19 protein-coding genes and 1 pseudogene are annotated in these 19,402 nt (G+C 28.4%); 1 reads left to right on the top strand and 19 read right to left on the bottom strand.

Annotation, left to right across the window (positions count from 1 at the left end):
* Positions 1 to 38 precede the first annotated feature (38 nt).
* The 18 genes from ruvX to MSROBK_RS13155 all read right to left on the bottom strand — a co-directional run bounded on the left by ruvX (position 39) and on the right by MSROBK_RS13155 (position 18,337).
* Positions 39 to 458 (bottom strand): Holliday junction resolvase RuvX, encoded by a 420-nt coding sequence (ruvX, locus tag MSROBK_RS03785; RefSeq protein WP_040093179.1) that lies wholly within the window; start codon positions 456 to 458, stop codon positions 39 to 41.
* Positions 451 to 3,201, bottom strand: a complete 2,751-nt coding sequence (alaS, locus tag MSROBK_RS03780; protein WP_040093177.1) for an alanine--tRNA ligase — start codon at positions 3,199 to 3,201, stop codon at positions 451 to 453. Before alaS ends, ruvX begins: the two co-directional genes overlap by 8 nt.
* Before the next feature lie 95 nt (positions 3,202 to 3,296).
* Positions 3,297 to 4,523, bottom strand: a complete 1,227-nt coding sequence (scm1, locus tag MSROBK_RS03775) for a motility-associated protein Scm1 (RefSeq protein ID WP_040093432.1) — start codon at positions 4,521 to 4,523, stop codon at positions 3,297 to 3,299.
* Positions 4,524 to 4,613: 90 nt separating this feature from the next.
* Positions 4,614 to 6,863: a RelA/SpoT family protein gene (locus tag MSROBK_RS03770; protein ID WP_040093175.1), complete on the bottom strand. Its 2,250-nt coding sequence runs from the start codon at positions 6,861 to 6,863 to the stop codon at positions 4,614 to 4,616.
* Between the two features lie 46 nt (positions 6,864 to 6,909).
* A complete protein-coding gene (locus MSROBK_RS03765) occupies positions 6,910 to 7,428 on the bottom strand; it encodes an adenine phosphoribosyltransferase (RefSeq protein ID WP_040093173.1) in 519 nt (172 codons plus the stop codon).
* Between the two features lie 29 nt (positions 7,429 to 7,457).
* Positions 7,458 to 10,604, bottom strand: a complete 3,147-nt coding sequence (locus MSROBK_RS03760) for a protein translocase SecDF, variant type (RefSeq protein WP_040093172.1) — start codon at positions 10,602 to 10,604, stop codon at positions 7,458 to 7,460.
* 68 nt (positions 10,605 to 10,672) lie between these two features.
* The gene (locus tag MSROBK_RS03755) at positions 10,673 to 10,963 is read right to left on the bottom strand and encodes a hypothetical protein (protein ID WP_040093171.1); all 291 of its coding nucleotides are present in this window, start codon (positions 10,961 to 10,963) and stop codon (positions 10,673 to 10,675) included.
* Between the two features lie 62 nt (positions 10,964 to 11,025).
* On the bottom strand, positions 11,026 to 11,112 hold the full coding sequence (locus tag MSROBK_RS12330) for a Holliday junction DNA helicase RuvB C-terminal domain-containing protein (RefSeq protein ID WP_369123221.1): 87 nt from the start codon (positions 11,110 to 11,112) through the stop codon (positions 11,026 to 11,028).
* A gap of 13 nt (positions 11,113 to 11,125) precedes the next feature.
* Entirely contained in the window at positions 11,126 to 11,977 is an 852-nt protein-coding gene (locus MSROBK_RS03745) for an AAA family ATPase (protein WP_052443472.1), read from the bottom strand.
* The gene (gene ruvA, locus MSROBK_RS03740) at positions 11,964 to 12,533 is read right to left on the bottom strand and encodes a Holliday junction branch migration protein RuvA (protein ID WP_040093169.1); all 570 of its coding nucleotides are present in this window, start codon (positions 12,531 to 12,533) and stop codon (positions 11,964 to 11,966) included. The genes MSROBK_RS03745 and ruvA overlap by 14 nt, the downstream gene beginning before the upstream one ends.
* 96 nt (positions 12,534 to 12,629) lie before the next feature.
* Positions 12,630 to 12,950, bottom strand: a complete 321-nt coding sequence (locus tag MSROBK_RS03735; RefSeq protein WP_040093168.1) for a hypothetical protein — start codon at positions 12,948 to 12,950, stop codon at positions 12,630 to 12,632.
* A 134-nt stretch (positions 12,951 to 13,084) separates the two neighbouring features.
* Positions 13,085 to 13,420, bottom strand: coding sequence for a hypothetical protein (locus tag MSROBK_RS03730; protein WP_040093167.1), 336 nt, complete (start codon positions 13,418 to 13,420; stop codon positions 13,085 to 13,087).
* A gap of 359 nt (positions 13,421 to 13,779) precedes the next feature.
* Complete coding sequence (locus MSROBK_RS03725; RefSeq protein WP_040093166.1) at positions 13,780 to 13,965, bottom strand: hypothetical protein; 186 nt, start codon at positions 13,963 to 13,965, stop codon at positions 13,780 to 13,782.
* Between the two features lie 183 nt (positions 13,966 to 14,148).
* Positions 14,149 to 14,634 carry a DEAD/DEAH box helicase gene (locus MSROBK_RS03720; protein WP_227991516.1) on the bottom strand — a complete coding sequence of 162 codons (486 nt, stop codon included), beginning with the start codon at positions 14,632 to 14,634 and terminating at the stop codon, positions 14,149 to 14,151.
* A gap of 136 nt (positions 14,635 to 14,770) precedes the next feature.
* Entirely contained in the window at positions 14,771 to 16,408 is a 1,638-nt protein-coding gene (locus MSROBK_RS03715; protein ID WP_227991514.1) for an SNF2-related protein, read from the bottom strand.
* Positions 16,409 to 16,518: 110 nt separating this feature from the next.
* Positions 16,519 to 17,211 (bottom strand): hypothetical protein, encoded by a 693-nt coding sequence (locus tag MSROBK_RS03710; RefSeq protein WP_040093165.1) that lies wholly within the window; start codon positions 17,209 to 17,211, stop codon positions 16,519 to 16,521.
* Between the two features lie 290 nt (positions 17,212 to 17,501).
* A complete protein-coding gene (locus MSROBK_RS13160) occupies positions 17,502 to 17,900 on the bottom strand; it encodes a transposase family protein (RefSeq protein WP_242441474.1) in 399 nt (132 codons plus the stop codon).
* The gene (locus MSROBK_RS13155; RefSeq protein WP_040092446.1) at positions 17,885 to 18,337 is read right to left on the bottom strand and encodes an IS5 family transposase; all 453 of its coding nucleotides are present in this window, start codon (positions 18,335 to 18,337) and stop codon (positions 17,885 to 17,887) included. Before MSROBK_RS13155 ends, MSROBK_RS13160 begins: the two co-directional genes overlap by 16 nt.
* 121 nt (positions 18,338 to 18,458) lie before the next feature.
* Here MSROBK_RS13155 and MSROBK_RS03700 point away from each other — a divergent pair.
* Positions 18,459 to 18,902, top strand: a pseudogene (locus MSROBK_RS03700) (transposase family protein); the annotation flags it as partial.
* Between the two features lie 194 nt (positions 18,903 to 19,096).
* Here the strand turns inward: MSROBK_RS03700 and MSROBK_RS03695 are convergent.
* Positions 19,097 to 19,240 (bottom strand): hypothetical protein, encoded by a 144-nt coding sequence (locus MSROBK_RS03695; RefSeq protein WP_157944226.1) that lies wholly within the window; start codon positions 19,238 to 19,240, stop codon positions 19,097 to 19,099.
* Positions 19,241 to 19,402: the final 162 nt, after the last annotated feature.

Genomic DNA, 19,402 nt, shown 5'->3' with positions numbered 1-19,402 from the left:
TAATAATTAATTAAAAAAAATAAAAGAGGGTTGCTCTTTTATTTTTGTTGAAGAAATGTTTCTAAAATTAATTGTGCTGCTAAACTATCTTTTTTACTTTTCCGTTTTTGTCGCGATAAATTAGCTTCTAACATAATTTGGTGTGCTTGTCTGGTTGTCAACCGTTCATCAACTAAGTGAATTACAATTACAGGACTTAGCATTGGTTTTAATAATGCAATAAAATCATCAACCATCATTGCCCGTGGTCCAATCGTATTATTCATATTTTTGGGATAACCAATAACAAGATCACTAACCTTTTCATTTGCAATTAATGTTGCTAAATATTGTGCTGCATTTAAAAAATTGTGATCAGGAAACTGATAAACCCCATAACTTGTCGCAATCATCCCGTGACTTGTCGCAAGCCCCAACGTTTTAGTTCCGAAATCAACTCCTAAATAATATTTAGCCATGCTGTTGTAAAAACGCAAGGGGGTCTGCTAGTAATTTTGTAATAATAGTTTTATTTTTAAATCCAGTTTGAGCAACACTATTGTTTCCGCCCCCTTTACCATCAAGTAAGGGGTTTAATTGTTGAATAATACGATTAGCTTGATAACGATTATGTAAAGCATCACTAACCCCAATAACTAATTTTTGTTGGGTTGAATCAGTCATATCAACAAAGAAAATTAAAATATTAGAATACCGTGTTTTATAATAATCAATTAATACTTTTAAAGCATTAACATCAACCTTTGTTGAAAATTGATAAATTAAAACTTGAATCCCGTTGTTTTCTTGTACTGGTAAGGCATGATATTGTTTCACAAAATCCCGAATAATAGCATTATCATATTGTTTTTGTCAATGCTTAAAACACTCTTTAAATTGATTTACTAATTGTTTTAATAATTTTCAATTCTGTTTTGAAACAGTTAAATTACTAATTTGGTCTCAAATTTGTTCTAACTGTTGATCAGTTAAAACCAATTTCCCTTGATTATATTTCTCAAAGTAATTAACTGCTTCAGTTTTTTCTTTTAGAAACTGCTCATTTAAATAACTAGCAATTGTTTTATTTGATGTAATAGCATGAATCCGAAATGTTCCTGCTCCTTTTGATTCAATTCCCGTTACTAATAAATCTTCGACATCTTGTGAATTAGCAACATGGGTTCCCCCACAAAGTTCACATGAATAAGTTCCAAATTTAATAATTCGCACTTCTTCATCATACTTTTCAGTAAAAAAAGCTAATGCTTGATGAACGTCTAGTGCTGTTTGCATATCAGTATAAATTACTTCACAAGGAATTGCTGCGCGAATCGCTTTTACAACTGATGCTTCAACAGCCATAATTTCGGCAGTAGTAATTGGCTGATTATGTGTAATATCAATTCGTAATCGTTCATCATCATTATAAGACCCCGTTTGCATAACATGCGTTCCTAAAACTTCTCGTAATGCTGCATGAATTAAATGTGTTCCGGAATGATTTTTACGAGTATAAAATCGACGGTCACTATCAATTGAAGCATTTACTAAATCCTCTTTTTTTAATGTTCCTTCCACTTTAACATAATGTAAGTGTTGTTTATTTGGTCCTTGTTGAACATCTAAAACATAAGCTGTATTATTATCCTTTAAGATTAAACCATGATCAGCAGCTTGCCCACCCTTTTCAGCATAAAAAGGTGTTTCTGCTAAAATAAGATATCCCGTTGTATTTGTTAATTCAGAAACTGCGTGATCATTTGCAAACATAAAAACAATTGCTGTATTATTAACTTGTTCATGTTCATAACCAACAAATTTGCTAACAACATCTAATTGCGTAAAAAGTTCACTTTGCAACTGAATTGCTTTAATATCTTTCCGATTAGTTCGTGAAATTTCTTTGGCATTTGCTAATAATTCTTCAAAACCAATTCGATCAACTTTTATTCCCGCTTCGTGTGCTTCTTCTTCAATTAATTCAATTGGAAAACCATAACTTTCAAATAAGCGAAAAGCATGTTCTTTGGAAATTAGGCCATACTTTGCTTTAACTTCATTAAATAGTTTGTTTCCTTGTTCTAATGTTTTTAAAAATTTATTTTCTTCATCTAATACCGCTTGTTCAATAATTGATTGTTTTTCAATTAAATAAGTATAATATTCACTCATAATCTGAATTACGGTTTGCACTAATTGGGATAAAAATGGTTGTTCTAACCCTAATTTTTTACCATATAAACTAGCGCGACGAATTAACCGACGAATAACATACCCACGATCCTTGTTTCCTGGAAACACCCCATCTGCAATCGCAAATGTTACTGCTCGTAAATGATCAGCAATTACTTTAAAAGCAGTATTAATTTTAATTTGCTGTGCATCATTGGTAAACAATGCCGTTTGATCATAATGATATTTCCCCTGCACTAATTTTTCAACTGCTTTAATAATTGGCATAAATAAATCGGTTTCAAAATTAGTTGGTGTTTCTTGAATAATAGAAGTAATTCGTTCCAACCCAGCACCAGTATCAATGTTTTTCCGTGGTAAATCGGTATAAGTTCCATCCCCATTATTATTGTATTGAGAAAAAACAATATTTCAAACCTCTAAATAGCGATCATTTTCTAAGTCGTCTTGTAATAACTTGATTCCCATATGTTCAGAATCATATTTTTCACCACGATCATAAAAGATTTCGGTATTTGGTCCGCATGGTCCTTCCCCAATTTCTCAGAAGTTAGTATCTTTACCCCCCTTAATAATTCGTTCGGGACTTAACCCAATCACATTATGTCAAACATCATATGCCTCCTGGTCATCTTTATAAACAGTAACATATAATTTGGCGGGATCAAATCCAATTCATTTTTTATCAGTTAAAAATTCTCAAGCATAAACAATTGCTTCTTTTTTAAAATAATCACCAATTGAAAAATTACCTAACATTTCAAATAAAGTATGGTGACGAGCTGTATGTCCCACATTCTCAATATCGTTTGTGCGAATTGATTTTTGGGAATTTGTTAACCGTGGGGCTGGTGGTGTTTTGCGACCATCAAAATATGGTTTTAATGTTGCCACCCCCGAATTAATTCATAATAATGATGGATCATCAACGGGAATTAACGATACTGATGGCAATTCGTAATGATTTTTACTTCGAAAAAAATCTAACCACATTTTTCGAATTGCATTTGCTGTAAGTTTTGTCATCCTAACTTTCCCTTCTTTTTAATAATTAATCAATAGAATTATAGCATACCAAAACAAAAAAACTTCTTTATTTCAAAGAAGTTAAAAGCCAATTATTATTTTCGATAACCACGAAGTAGTAAATAAAATGAACTTAATAAGATGTTAATAAAGAAGAAAATCATAATAACTGGTACGACCGCTGGATATTGGAAATATTGTTTAAATTCAGTTCACATTAAAATTTGTCAAATTAAACCAATTACTAATCATGTCAACATTTGCACAAACATTAATAAGTTATAAGAAAATTCTTGCAACCGTGCTAAACAAAAGAACATAAAATAAAGGGGAATAAAACTAACAATCATTAACACAATCGCAATTGCTAAAATAACTCAATTGGCTGTTACATAGCGAGTTGTTGAAGTAAAGGCTGGGAAAATCATTACGATTAGAAAACCAATCATTAATAAAATCATTCCAATGTTGCTTCCTAACCGTTGGCGTAATTCACGACGAGAAGAAATATTTATATATCCTAACCAAGTGCTAAAACTTGCACCAATGCCACCACGATGACCCGATGATGATGGTAACAATAATTCAATTGCAATTCGAATTCCTAATCCAACCGTTAAAATTACAACCGCAATTGGGGCAATAAAGATAAGAAAAACTGCGCCAACTTGTAAAACTCCTGGTGCTTGGCCAAAAAAGTTATCTAAACCAGTTTGATTAATATTTATCCCTAACACGGAAAAAACATTTGGTTGGTACTGAACATTATTAGTTCATGTCACTAAACCACCGTTCGTTAAATTATATCAATATTTTTCTTGGCCATTAACAAAATTTGAACTGTCCGTAATTGCAACTAAAAATAACCCTAAAAATAAGGCAAGATATAACAGAATACCGCCCCCTGTTGATAAAATCTTTCCAACTAATAAGCGAATATTTCATCTTCAATGCGCAGCGGTTACGTTTGTTAGTAAAACAACAACAAAAATTGCTATCCCAACAGCAAACAAACTTAAAATAGGAACAAAAATATATAAATCAATTACTCAAAATTTAAAAAGACTAAAACCATTTAAACTAAAAATTGCTTGAAATGATCCATATGATAATAAAAAATTTAAAATATTATAAGCACTATCACCTTGTAAACTTTCTAACGGATTGGGTGTCAAACCATTAACACTTAATGATTTAATAATTTCTTCTTTTAACGCATCTACTTGTTGGTTTAAAGTTGGAACAACTGCTCCGGCCATAATAATTACAATTCCTGCTAAAAATCATATGCTACTAAATTTTAGTCAAGACTTTATTGTCATAGCTGCCTCCATTTTCTATTCTCTTAAGTACTTTTATTATACCAAGAAAACCAATAACAATATATATTAATTCATTTTCTAATCTTATTGTTACATCATAACTCGCTCAACAATTTTAATATCGGGAATTGCCAATAATGACGAGCGAATTTGTTGGAACCGATCAGCGTTACTAATTTTAATAATTGTTTTAATAGTAATATTCATTAAATCACTTGAAATATTAGCTGTCATCATTTGCACTGAAGCGTTTAAATGACTTAATACTTTTGTGACATCAACTAACAAAGCGGGACGGTCAATTGCTTCAATTCGAATTGCACAATCATACTGCTTATTTTTACAAACCGCTTCATTTCAACTAACTTTCACTTGACGTTCTTGTTTATCACTACTTTGTAAATTACGGCAAGTTTTCAAATGAACTTTAATTCCTTCTGCTTTTGAAACATATCCGGTAATTTCTTCATATGGTAATGGTAAACAACATTGTGAAATCACAACTTTAATACTTGAAATTCCTTGCACAATAATATCATCTTTTAATTGTGCTTTTTTATATTGTTTATCTTGTAATTTTTTCAGAATTTTTTCATTCTGACTTGTTTCGCGATCTAAGTAAATTAAATTAATTGCTTCTAATACGGTGTATTCATCATTAGCAACATCTAATAAAAAATCTTCAATATTATTATAGTTAATTGCATGTAATCGTTCTAGTTGTGTTTCTGAATCAACTAATTTTCATTTTAAATCTTTTTTTGCAATATACTCTTCAATTTGTCCTTTTGTTTGCTTGATTTTTTCCAGATTAATTGATTTTGTATCATTAGTTGCTTCTGCTAATTCTTTTTTTAAATATTTTTTAATTTTTTGTAATGCTGATGATGTTTTAGCAACCACTAACCACGAATGATTTGGTTTTTGCGTTGCTGCTGTTTTAATATCAACAACATCACCTGATTTTAAAACTGTTGAAATTGGTGAAAATAAACCATTGATTTTTGCTCCAATTGTTTTTTCGCCAATTTCAGAATGAATTTTATAGGCAAAATCAAGGACGGTTGAACCAAATGGCAAGGTTACTACTTTTCCGTTTGGCGTTAAAACATAAATTAACGACGAAAAAATATCATTTTGAATAATCTCTTCCATTAAATGATCAGGTTTATAAACTTCTTGTTGAATTTCATCTCGTTCTTGCACTGAAATATTTTCTAAGTCTAAAATTCGTTTAAAAATATCTAAGCGATCATCAATATCTTTTTGTTTTTTAGCAATATCATAATTTTCACCTTCTTTATATCGTCAGTGCGCTGCAACTCCTTGTTCTGCTAACTCATCCATTTCTTCAGTTCGAATTTGCACTTCAAAAATAATACCATCATCAGCTGCAATTGTGGTATGTAATGATTGATATAAATTATGTTTTGGTGTTGCAATATAATCTTTAAAACGATTATTGAGTGGCGTATAATGTTGGTGCACAAAGCCTAATACTTTATAACATTCATCAACACTATTTGTAATAATGCGGACTGCTAGAATATCATGAATATCATCAAAGTTTTTACCAAATTGATTCATTTTTCGATAAATTGAATAAATTGATTTACTACGGCCATATACTTTGACCGCCATTTCTTTTTCAATAATTAAGACTTGTTTTAATTCTTCAATTTTTTGATTAATTGCATTTTCGCGTTCTTTATTACTTGATTCTAACAACGAAACAATTTTATTATATTGAACAGGATTAATAATTTTAAAACTAATATCTTCAATTTCTTGTTTAACCGCCTTCATCCCTAACCGATGAGCAATTGCCGAATAAATTTCTAAACTTTCTCGGGCAATAATTTGTTGACGTTCTGGTTTTAAATAACCAATTGTTTTTAAATTATGTAACCGATCGGCTAATTTAATAATAATAACACGAATATCTTTCGCCATTGATAAATATAATTTCCGTAAATATTGTGCTTTAAGTTGAGTTCGATTTTCTTTCGCAAAATAACTAACTTTTGTTACACCTTCAACTAAATTAGCGATTTCAATCCCAAACCGTTCTTGTAATTCTTCAAACGTAGCGGGCGTATCTTCTAACACATCATGCAGTAAACCGGCAATTAATGTTTTAGGTCCCATTCGTCATTGGGCTAAAAAAAAGGTTGTTCATAATGGATGATTAATATAGGGAATTCCACTATTACGAACTTGGCCTTGATGTTTTTCTTCTGCATATTCATATGCTTTGTGAATTTCTTTTAACGTTGTCACATCTTTGATGTACAACTTAATTTGGGCTAAGACCTCTTCGTATTTAATATCCCGATCCATTATAAACAACCCCTTTTCTTTGTACTATTTATTAATTATATACCGATTAGGCCGAATATTCAATCAGGGTTTTAATTGGATATGCGGTTAAATCCTTTTTACCATTTAAATATGTTAAGTCCACCACGAATGCTAAACCAACAATCATTGCTTGTTGTTTTTTAACAAGTTCACAAATTGCTTGTGCTGTTCCGCCCGTTGCTAAAACATCATCAACAATTAAAACACGATCATGTGGTTTTAAATCTTCGACATGCATTTCTAACTGATTAGTTGCATATTCATAACTATACTTTGCACTAATAACTTGCCGTGGTAATTTTCCTGGTTTTCGAACCGGAACAAAACGAAGGTTCGTCACATAACTAACTGCTGGTCCAAATAAGAATCCCCGTGCTCCTGGAGCAATAATCACCGTTGCTTGTTGAGCAATTGCATACGCTGCTAACTGATCAACAACCATTTTAAAAGCAGATGGATTATTTAAAATTGGGGTAATATCGCGAAAAATAACTCCTGGTTCTGGATAATTAGGAATATCAACAATAAAGTTTTTTAGTTCCATTTTTGCAAAATCCCTTTCTTGGTTAATGATTAATTATTAATACCAATTACAATTTGTTCATCAATTTCAACTCGTTGTGAATCTAAATAATTTTTAACACGGATTTTATTTAAGGCCCGATATTTTTCTAACACCACTCAAATTGGAATTCCAACAAATAAGGTTGCAAACATTCCAACAATTAACCCAATTAAAATCACAATATTAAAGCCAAACCATGATCCCGAAAAAGCAGCTAAGGTAATTAATAAAATTGTAAACATAATTCCCAATGTTAAACAATGTTGTAACATTTGTTTAATTGTAATATTAGCAACTTTTTGCAAAAAGTTATGTTCATAATTATAAACTCTAAAGTCTTTCCGAACTTCACGAATCACTTTATGATTTTTGCTTTTAATATCTTTTGCCACTAATTGTGTTCGTTTTAACTGGTCATGATATTGTTTTTTAATTTCTCGTAATTTTAGTTCCGGGTGTTTTATTGCTAATTTCTTTAATTCTTCTTGATAATAAACTTTATGTGCGCGACGTAAACGCTTAATTTGGAAACGATGTTCTGACATATATGTAAAGAATGTTTCATATTCACGAATATTAATCGCCTTTTTATTTTGTTTTACACGAACCATTACCATTGTTGTAAAGGCAATCACAAAACCAAAAATTGCTAAGAATGCGATTGACATTTCAAATGTAATTAATAATTGGGTAATAATTGCAATCGCAATAGTTGTAACTAGCGTAAATAAACTAGCTAAAACCATTCCCACAAATTGCGCTCAATCTAACCGGAATAAAGTATAAACAAAGATACATGCTAATCCAATTCCAATACTAATTGCCGCAATTTTTAAAATATATCCTTCCATAACAGGATCAGTTTGTTGCAATGCTAATGAAGGATCATCGGGGGTTGCATTATAAAATGATGCAATGGCTGTTAATAATTCTCGCTCAAAAGTTCCTTTTGTAATATTTGTACTAACAACTAAGATGCGGTTATTAGCACCACTTTCTTGTTTCTTAAGAACATAAATATTATAACTAAAGTTATAACGGGCTGTATTACGAATACTTTCTAATTGCGTTGATAACTTTGTAATTGCTGTTTCATCGTCATCAGTTCCTCATAAATCTTGATTAATCGTAAAATTAATCCCTGACTTAATTGAATTAGCAACATTTGCTTTTCCAGCAAAAGCAATTGCTAAGGCAACGATTAACAAAATAATTCCAACGATTGGGGTTCATTTTGTAATATTATAAAATGTTCATTTTCCGATTTTATGTTGTTTTCCTTTTTTGGCTGGTGCAATCCTGCCATTATCACCGTCTGCCATCACAGGTTCATTCGTTGTTATTGTTTGTAACTGAGCGCTAGCTACTAATGCTTCTGATGCTGTTGTTGTTACAACTCTTTTTTTCGTAAATAGTTTTCCTATTGAAAAACGCGAAACATCTAATCAAGGGTGTTTTTCTTGTCAACGTAACTTAATAACAATTCAATACATTAAACGCGCAACAGCAAACACCATTACTACGGAAATAATTAATCCCACCAATAAAATTGTAGCAAATGATTTAATATTATTTGTTCCTTGTCAGAACAGTGATAATCCCAAAATAATTAAAACAACTAATGCGTCAATGAAGACTGCTATTGTTTGTTTATTGGCAATTTTCATTGCTGGTTCAAAGGGAATTTGATTTTCATACCGCTCACGTTTATACCGTGAAAAGAATAACAAGTTTCCTTCAAGTGCTAAACCAAAAGCAATCAATAATGCCGCAATACTTTCTGGCGAAATTTGTACTTTCAAGAGTGAAGAAAAATATAATATTGCAATTATTGTAAATAATAATGTTAAAATTGCGATAAAAGCAAATAAACGATAATAAACTAATAGAACAATGAAAATTGCTAATACTAATACTCCTAAAATAATTAACGAAATTTTAAAAACATTAGCTGAAACAACAGGCGGAATTTCGCGATAACCACGAATAACAAATTCTAAACCACTTAGTCCCCCATTAATTAAATTACTAATTTGGCGAGCTTCTGTTTCCGTTGAAGTTGTAATTTGATTTGAATTCTCAGCAGCACCTGTTCCCAGTTTAATTGAATTTCAATTAATAATATGTTCTTTGTATAAATCTGTTAACGCAGTATTATACTCAATAATTGTTTGTAAATATGGGCGTAACGGATCAATAAATTGATTTGTTGTTGCTGTTTTATCATTTGGATCAATTAATAATCTATCCGTTGGGACAGAGGTAAAACGAAAACGCAAATCTTCCATTCAAGTACGAACTTGTGAAATTGGGTAACTTAATGCTAAATCTAATAAATTACCAGTACGAAGTTGTGAAGTTCCGGCATCATAATATTCAACATTAAAAATTTGATAAATATTACTTCAATCACCCGCTGACACTTTACTACGAATTTCAGCATTAAAAACAGTTGCAATTGTTTGAATATTATCAGTATCATGTCGTAAATCATCAATAAATTGACCAATATCCGTTCAAATATACAACGGTTCTGATTGACCCCCACCTTGTGATGGTTTTAAACCATTAATAATACTATCTCATTTTGTTTGATCTTTAATTTTTAATGTAATACTTGGACGACGATTTTGATCAACCCCTGTTGTTGAACCTGAAATAACATCACTTAACGGTGTTCGCTCTTTTGTGCCATTATTATCACTAACTAGTAAGTCTTGTCCTTTACCTTTTGTTAAGTAAATTGCTCCTAAACGTTGAATTGTTTTACTCAAGGCATTATAAGATTTAAACATATTTTTTCCAACAACAACTTCAACAGCATTACGACCTAATGTTTGTAAATACAAATTTTGATTTGATAATGGATCTAATTTATTACGTAATAAATCTAATCCTTTTTTACTATCCCCATTTGGAGTATCTGGTGAAAAATTAGGATCACTTTTATCTAATACATTAACTTGAACTTGATATCCACCCGAATAAGCAATTCCAGTTTTATATGAATAACGAAAACTATCAGCTGAAAAATAAGCACCAATAATCATTGCGACAATTAAAACTAACAAAGTTCCAATTCGAATAATTAACTTACTAATTGCCTTTTTGTTTTTTGGTTCTTTAATTGCTTTCACTTGTTCGTTTTTCTTCACGTTTTACACCACTGTTCTATTTTAAAACTTTTCTCTATAAATTGTACACTATTCATTGTTTAATTTTATTATTTAATAAACATATCTTTAAAATCTTCTAAGGATAAATCAGTCGCAGTAATTTTTTGATTATTCAGAAATTCAATCATCCGATTAATCTTGATATTAAAAATATAATAAGCTATTTCACTAACATCAACAATTGCCTTATCAACTAAAATTATTTTTATTAAATAATCGGCAACATCTTGTTCTGTAATATTTGGATTATATAATTTTAAATCAACTGCTTTTAAACTAATCATTTTCCAGGCATAATTGATAATTTGTTCTTGTTCCTTTTTATGATTGTGGCTCATTTTTACACCTTACCTTAGTTCCAATTATTATTATAACCGACTTCTCAAAAAAATTAAGTAAATTATGTAATATTTTTTAAAAATTCTACTGCTTTATTTGTCAAAACTCGACCACGAGATGTTTTTAATAAGTAACCTTTTTTTAACAAAAATGGTTCAAAATTATTTGTGACTGTTAATAATGAATAATGGTTCAGATAAAACTTGGCTTAAGGTATTTAACCCAACTGGTTGGGTTTGAAAGAGAAGATAAATTTGTTTTAAGTAATTTACCTCCCCTCATTCTAAACCATCTTGATAAATCTGCAAATTAGTTAAAATTTCTTGTAAAAAATTTAAACTTACTGGTTGTGGGGTAGCTAAGAAATAGTCATAAATTCGATGAAATAATTTTACCGCTGTGCGCGGATTATTGCGACTATAGCTGGCTAAAAAAGTTAATTCTTTTAATGATAATTTTATTTCTACTTTTAAGAACAAGTTATTTAAAATTTGTTGCATATCATCATTAGTGTATTCATTAAAATGAAAAACTGTTGAAAAACGATTTAATAATGGCTGTGGTACTTGATATAGTAATGTCGTTGCTGCTAACAAGGTAAAAGATGGCAACGGTAAAACAACATGTTTTGTATTATAGTTTTTTCCCAATAGTAAATTTAAACAATTATCATCTAAAACAGGATATAAAATTTCTCCAACTTCACGACTAATTGCATGAATTTCATCAATGAAAACTAAATTAAATGCTTTTACTTTCATTAGGCAACTAATTAAATCACTTGGTTTTTGTAAATTTGGGCCATGTAAAAGTAATAGTTTTTGCTGTAACAAAGTTTTAATTAAATGGGCTAAACTAGTTTTTCCAATTACACTATTACCAACAAATAACATATGTTTTAATGGTTGTTGCTGCTTTTGACTAGCTGCTAACATGATTTTTAAATTCATTTTAATATTTGCTTGACCAATATAACTTTCCAAATCAACCGGACGAAAATTAAACGGTGTCAATCTGACTAATTTTAAATAAAACTATTTTTAAATATTGATCAAGTTTAGTCGGAACTGGGTTAACACTATTAATTGCAGAATAAATAACCACCAACGAATAACCCAATTCTTTTAAACAACTAATTACTTTATTTTGAAGATTATTATAATTTTTTTTAAAATAAATCTTTTGTAAAGTTTGTAATAATAGCCGAACACTATGGGTTTTTAATCCTTGTAATTTCTCGATTTCAGCAATATTATTTTGTTGCACAAACATTAATAAATTTTCAACACTAATTTGTTGTAATACTTTAACTGCCGTTTTGACACCAATTGTTGGAATCGTTAATAAATCACCAAAAATTTTCTTCATTGCTAAATCTAAAAACCCAAATCACTGAAAACAAGCATCATTATCATATTTTAAAAAAGTATACATTTTAATTTGAGCAGCCTTTTTAAAACTAATTCTTTTGTTTGTAACTAAATAAATTTCATATCCATAATTATTTTGTTCTAAGCAAAGGACATTATCATTAAATTGATAAATAGTGCCACAGATAAAATCATACATATTATCATCTCCTATGTTAAATTAACTTTATTAATAAGAAAAATCCTTTCTTAAAATATTAAAACTCATAATAAATGAGTTTTAATATTTTGTTAATTATGATCATTTTACTGTTAAGTTAAAGATTGCTGTATTTTTATAATCCTTAGAACCATTACTTGTAACTATTAAATCAATATCTGTTGCTGGTCCACCCTTACTAACACTGCCATCAATTCGTAATAGCAAACGATTTGCTAAATCTTGAGCATCTTTTAATAATTTGTTCTGTGCTGCAGATAATTGTCCAGTAATGGTAGCATTTGCTAAAACGGCTCTTAAAATTTCTCGTGAATTATCACTATTAATTGCGATTTCTGTTCCTCTTAAATTTTTTGATAAACGATTAATATCAATTCGTTTTGATTTTGCTTGCACAGCAATATTAGTAATTCCATAAAAGCCTGATGCTTTATCAGCATTAATAACAATTGTGGCTGCATAAGCTTCTCGGTCTTCTTGAAAACGATCAGAATTAAAACTTATTGTTGTGTTAGGATCTTTAATTGCTTCTAAAATTGCGGTTCTAACTTACCATCATTTTTTGAACCAACTTCTAATGTTAATAAAGCACTATACAAATCACCAGGACTATTGCGATCCTCAATTGTAATAACTTGGCGGCTTAAATCCCCACCTAATAAGGTAATATTAACGCGATTACCAATATTACCATCACCAGTACTTGTTGCTCCGTTGCTGAAATGACGATATAGTTGTCAAGCCCCAATCCCAAATCCTGTTAATGAAAGCACTAACACAATAATTAATGTTCAAATTTTTCATTGGAATTTTTGATTAATTACATGAACCATTTTTCGCATTGTCATCATTTGATTTTTTTGCATTTGTTTAACTAAAGCAACAGTTTCACCCCCTGCTGGTTCAGTTGCAACAATTAAATTATTACAATCTTTATTATCATTACCATTATCATCATTTGGTGTTTCAATTTCAGCTGAAAATGATTGTTCTGTTTCGTTGTACTCTAATCCATTATTTGGGATATTGTTCTGTTGCTCAAATGGAATAAATGATGAGGCAACCGGTGCTGGAACATTAACTGGTTCTTCATTAGGAACTACAGGGTTCTCACTAGGAAGGCTTGTTGTTGAAGGGCGACTACGTAAAGGGATTTTATTAATTGTCTCTTGTGATAATTCAACGGTATGATCAATAATTGGAATCTTTGGATTTCCTTTATGATCTAATAAATTAGTTTTTCAAAAAAAGCATATTTATTATTAACACAATTAATTAAGGCAATTGGCATTACGCCATGATCATCTTGGATTTCAGTATTTGGATTTACTTCGCAAAAAAATAGTGCTAAATTATTAACATATTTTGTGCGATCATTTCGAATTGCTAAAATAATTTTTTTTAAGCCCAAATATTGAATTATATTTTAAATTTATTATAATTATATCATATTTTTAATAAAAACATTATTCCTTCTCTTATTCTCAAAATGACTATAAAAAATGAGATAGTTTGATAAACTATCTCATTAAAATAATCTAAAATCTATGAAAATATATTTGAACACCAATATATATAAAAGATATATTATCTTTTATAATTCTAAAATATCTCGTAATTCTGTTTCGGAAAATTTCGTAAAATTAGAATTTTCTAAATTATTATTTAAGATTGCTTCAATTACTGCTTGTTTATCATTTTGAATTGCTGTTCCTTTCGCAATTAACTTAATTACTTGCACAGTACTTTGTTGACCAATCCGATGAGCACGATCGGTTGCTTGATTTTCAATTGAAGGATTTCACCAAGGGTCAAAATGAATTACAACATCAGCTGCCGTTAAATTCAAACCAACCCCTCCTGCTTTTAAGGAAATTAGAAAAACACTAATTGTCTTATCTTCGTTAAATTTTTGGGTCATCATTGCCCGACTTTCTGACCGTGTTTTGCCATCTAAATATAAGTATTTTAAATTTAATTTTTGCACAATTGTCTCAATTCGTTTTAAAACAGTTGTAAATTGTGAAAAAATTAAAATTTTATGACCACTACCGGCTAAATCAGCAAAAATGTCTCGTAATGCATCTAATTTGGCACTTTCATTTTGTTATTTTTCATCTAAAATACTAGGATCACAACAAATTTGTCTTAGTTTAGTTAATGTTGCAAAAATTTTTAAACGATTTTGTTGATATTGGTCAGCTCTTAAAATTTTATTAATCTCTTCGCGTGCGTGCTGCAGTAGCAAAAGCAGCATAGATTTTCTTTTGCCGGTCAGTCATCTCTACTAAGATTTTATGTTCAATTTTTGGTGGTAATTCACTCATTACATCTTTTTTTAAACGCCGTAAAATAAATGGTGCAATTTTTTGGAGTAATTCTTTTTTAATTGCTTTATTCTGTTCTCTAATAACTGGAATTTCATATCGTTTTTGAAAATAATGATGTTGAAATAAAAACCCTGGTAAAATAAAGTTAAAAATTGATCATAATTCAGTTAAATTATTTTCAATTGGTGTTCCTGTCAAAGCAAAACGAGTTGCAATATTTAAAGTTCCAATTATTTTAGCATTAATTGATTGTGGATTTTTAATATGTTGTGCTTCATCTAAAAAACAATATTGAAATTGAAATTGGTGATAATAACTAATATCACGGCGAAGTAATGGATAAGAAGTGATAATAACTTGCACGTCATTTATTTTTGAAAATAATAGTTCTCTTGTTTTACGTTCACCATCAATTACCAATGTCTTTAAAACGGGGGCAAACTGATTAATTTCATTTTTTCAATTATAAATTAATGAAGCTGGAACAATAATTAAAACGGGAGCCATATTTGGATTTAACTCATATTCTTTTAAAATAAAACTAATTGTTTGTAATGTTTTTCCTAATCCCATCTCATCAGCTAAAATCCCACCAAAGCCCAATGAAGCAAGGGTTTTTAATCAAAAATAACCTTTCTTTTGAAAGTCACACATTACTGATTCTAATGTTGTTGGAACACTAAATTTATTTTCTTTTAAATTTTTAATTTTAGTAATTAAATGGTCAAAATCAAAATTAAAAGTACAATTAAATTCTGATCATAAATCTAAATTGTTGTAAATTGTTAAGGCATAATATTTTGGTAACTGCAATTTACCTGTTGCAAATTGCTCTTCTTGAAAATCAAACTGATTAATTAAGGACGCAAATTTTTGTAATGTTTGTTCTTGGAGATCAATAATTCCCCCATTTGTTAATTGGTGGTATTTATTGCCCTTATTAATAGCTCCTAAAATTTTACTTAAATTATGATAATCAATATCTGCGACTTGAAAATTAAATTCTAACCAATTATTTTTTTGATTAACATTAATCGTTGAACTATTAACATTGAAATCAACTAAGCGAACATTTTTAAAATTATCAATATAAAAAATTTGTGAAAGTGTTTCTACGGTTGTGATATGCTCAGATAATAATTTAATAACATAATTTAAGTCATTCAAGATTAAATAGTTAGATTTCTTAACAAAACCAATTTGTTTTAAAAAAGTTAAATATTGTTGTTCTTGATAAATATCACGTAACACAATTTTACTATCATCATTAATTTGGTTTAACAAATCAATTGTTATTGTTCCATAACGAAAAATTGGTCGTAACATAATTTCTTTACCTTTAAAATCAAAATAACTTTCAATAATTAATGGTGTTTTTTCTAAGGTGTTTAAAATTGTTTCATCAACATTAACAACATCACGAGAATAGTCTAATAAAGCAACAATTTCTTTAATAACTGCATTAGTTTGATAAGGAGTAAAAGTAATTTGATCCTGATTAGTCATTGCCATTGTCTGATAAATTGGTCCTAATAAAAAGGTATCTTTTGCCCCTAATAAAAAATTTGTTCATAATCAAAGAAACTGCCTTGATTTGGAGTTAAGACAATTGGTGTTATTTTATTGTTAATAATTTAAATTAAATTATCATTTTTTTGAACTTTTAGATTAGGTTGATATTGATCAAAACTAATCTTAATATTTGAATATTCATGGTCATTAATAATTAATTTAATGCTTTCATCTTGTAAGGCTATTAAAAATTGTTCGGTTTGATAAGCAGAAAAACCAAAACTTTTTGTAATGGAAACACCACAAAAATCCATTTTTTGGGTTTGCAAAAAACTAGAAACATTAATAAATTCTCGTTGTAAAAACCGAATTACTTTCTCCGCAAATGGTGAAAAAACCACTTTTGTTGGATATAAAACAAATTTTTGTGAAATCTCATAACCTTTTAAATAATCTGGGTCAAGGGGATTTTTTGCTAAAAATCCTAAAAAATGATAAATGTTTTTAATTTCAAAAAATTGATTATGTTCATAACCTAATTTTAACTGCACAACAGCAGGTTTTTGAAAGGTTGCATCAATAATCAAACTACATTGACAATCAACGACATTTTCTTTTATTTCATAATTTTGTTTATTCTTATTAACAAATGTTGTTAATAACTGATTGGTTGCCGTAAATACTGATCGCCACTGTTGAACGTTTTCTTTTGACTCATAAAAAGCAAACAACAAAGTTGCAATAATATGCTGACAAATTTGATGTTGAAAATTATAGTCAATGCAACTACAATTTTGCCGAGTTAAAAATGTCATTTCAGCAACAATCGCAAAAACGACATTAACTTCATAATAATCACTATTATTTGTTGCTACAACGCGGCAGTTAATTATTAATTCTTTTTCGTTATTTGAGGTTTGCTGTTCATCTATTTTTAATAATAGACTTCTTGCATTACTTGTTAAAAAATTGCAAATATTTGTAAAAAAGATACTAATATAAAAATATAATTTTAATTAATTATGTTTTTTATTTAAAAATTTAATATTTTTCCACAGCGAAAAATTAATTTATTATTTAAATTATTTAATTTTAAATAAATATTTTATGTTAAATATAATAATTGTAAATTATAAATTGAGGCAATTAAATTAAATCTTAAACCAAATCTTTTTCTTCGATTACGATATTTTTCTGTAATAATTTTAAATTTTTTAAGAATAGCAAAAATATTTTCAATAATAATTCTCATTTTTGAAACTAGTCTATTATATTGCTTTTGTTCTTTGTTTAAAGGGTTTTTCTTTGTTTTCTTTGTAGGTATTAGAACATTATTGTGATTTTTTTGTATTCCTTGATAACCACTATCAACTATTAATTTGGTATTTTTTAAAATTGGGATTTTTGATTCTTTAAATAAAGCATAATCATGTTTTTTTCCGAGCGAAAAACTTGTTGCAATAATTTTTTTGGTTTCTTGTTCGATAATTACTTGTGTTTTGATCGTGTGTTTTTTCTTTTTACCAGAATAAGATTGTTTTTGTCTTTTTTTGGGCGTTGGATTGGAGTTTCGGTAGCATCAATAATAATAGTTTTATCATTAAAATAATCATTTATTAGTGCTTTTTTACCAGCAAGTTGTTGAAAATCAGAGTTTTTAATTAAAATATCTTCAATTCACTTAATATTACGATAACAATTAGCCTCACTAATATCAAAACTTTTACCAAGATGAAAATAAGTCTGATATTCTCGTCAATATAATAAAGTCATCAATAATCTATTTTCTAATGATAGTTTATTAGTTTTACCACCTTTTTTAAATTTTTCTATTTCAGCAACTTTTAAAATATCTAACATTTTATTAAAAGTGGATTTTTTTATTCCTGTTAATCTTAACCATTCTCTATCATTAAGAGTATTAAATTTATTATTGTTCATATTTTTATGTCCTCATAAATTATATTTTATAATAATATTTTAATAAAAAAGGGTATCGCAAGAAGTCTAATGATAAAACTATTATTATTGATGCTACCGAAACTCCAATCCAACGCCCAAAAAAAGACAAAAACAATCTTATTCTGGTAAAAAGAAAAAACACACGATCAAAACACAAGTAATTATCGAACAAGAAACCAAAAAAATTATTGCAACAAGTTTTTCGCTCGGAAAAAAACATGATTATGCTTTATTTAAAGAATCAAAAATCCCAATTTTAAAAAATACCAAATTAATAGTTGATAGTGGTTATCAAGGAATACAAAAAAATCACAATAATGTTCTAATACCTACAAAGAAAACAAAGAAAAACCCTTTAAACAAAGAACAAAAGCAATATAATAGACTAGTTTCAAAAATGAGAATTATTATTGAAAATATTTTTGCTATTCTTAAAAAATTTAAAATTATTACAGAAAAATATCGTAATCGAAGAAAAAGATTTGGTTTAAGATTTAATTTAATTGCCTCAATTTATAATTTACAATTATTATATTTAACATAAAATATTTATTTAAAATTAAATAATTTAAATAATAAATTAATTTTTCGTTGTGGAAAAATATTAAATTTTTAAATAAAAAACATAATTAATTAAAATTATATTTTTCTATTAGTATCTTTTTTACAAATATTTGCAATTTTTTAACAAGTAATGCAAGAAGTCTATTATTGTTCATATTTTTATGTCCTCATAAATTATATTTTATAATAATATTTTAATAAAAAAGGGTATCGCAAGAAGTCTAATGTCCCCTTTTTTGTTTGATACAATTGCTCGGCATTATTAAAGGTTACTAATCTCGTTAAATTACGAATAAAATCAAGATTAAAATTTTCCATTTTCTATATGCTCCTTTGATAAAAATAATACTATTTAATAATTATAATACATTTTTTGTAAACAAAAAAGATTCAATTTTTATATTTTTAATAATTTATTATGAAAAAATGACTTACAACATAAAAAATAAATGTTAAATTAATAATTATTTTGCATCGGTC

This window comes from Spiroplasma poulsonii (genome assembly GCF_009866525.1).
GTDB lineage: Bacteria > Bacillota_I > Bacilli_A > Mycoplasmatales > Mycoplasmataceae > Spiroplasma > Spiroplasma poulsonii.
This window is presented reverse-complemented; position numbering and strand designations above follow the sequence as displayed.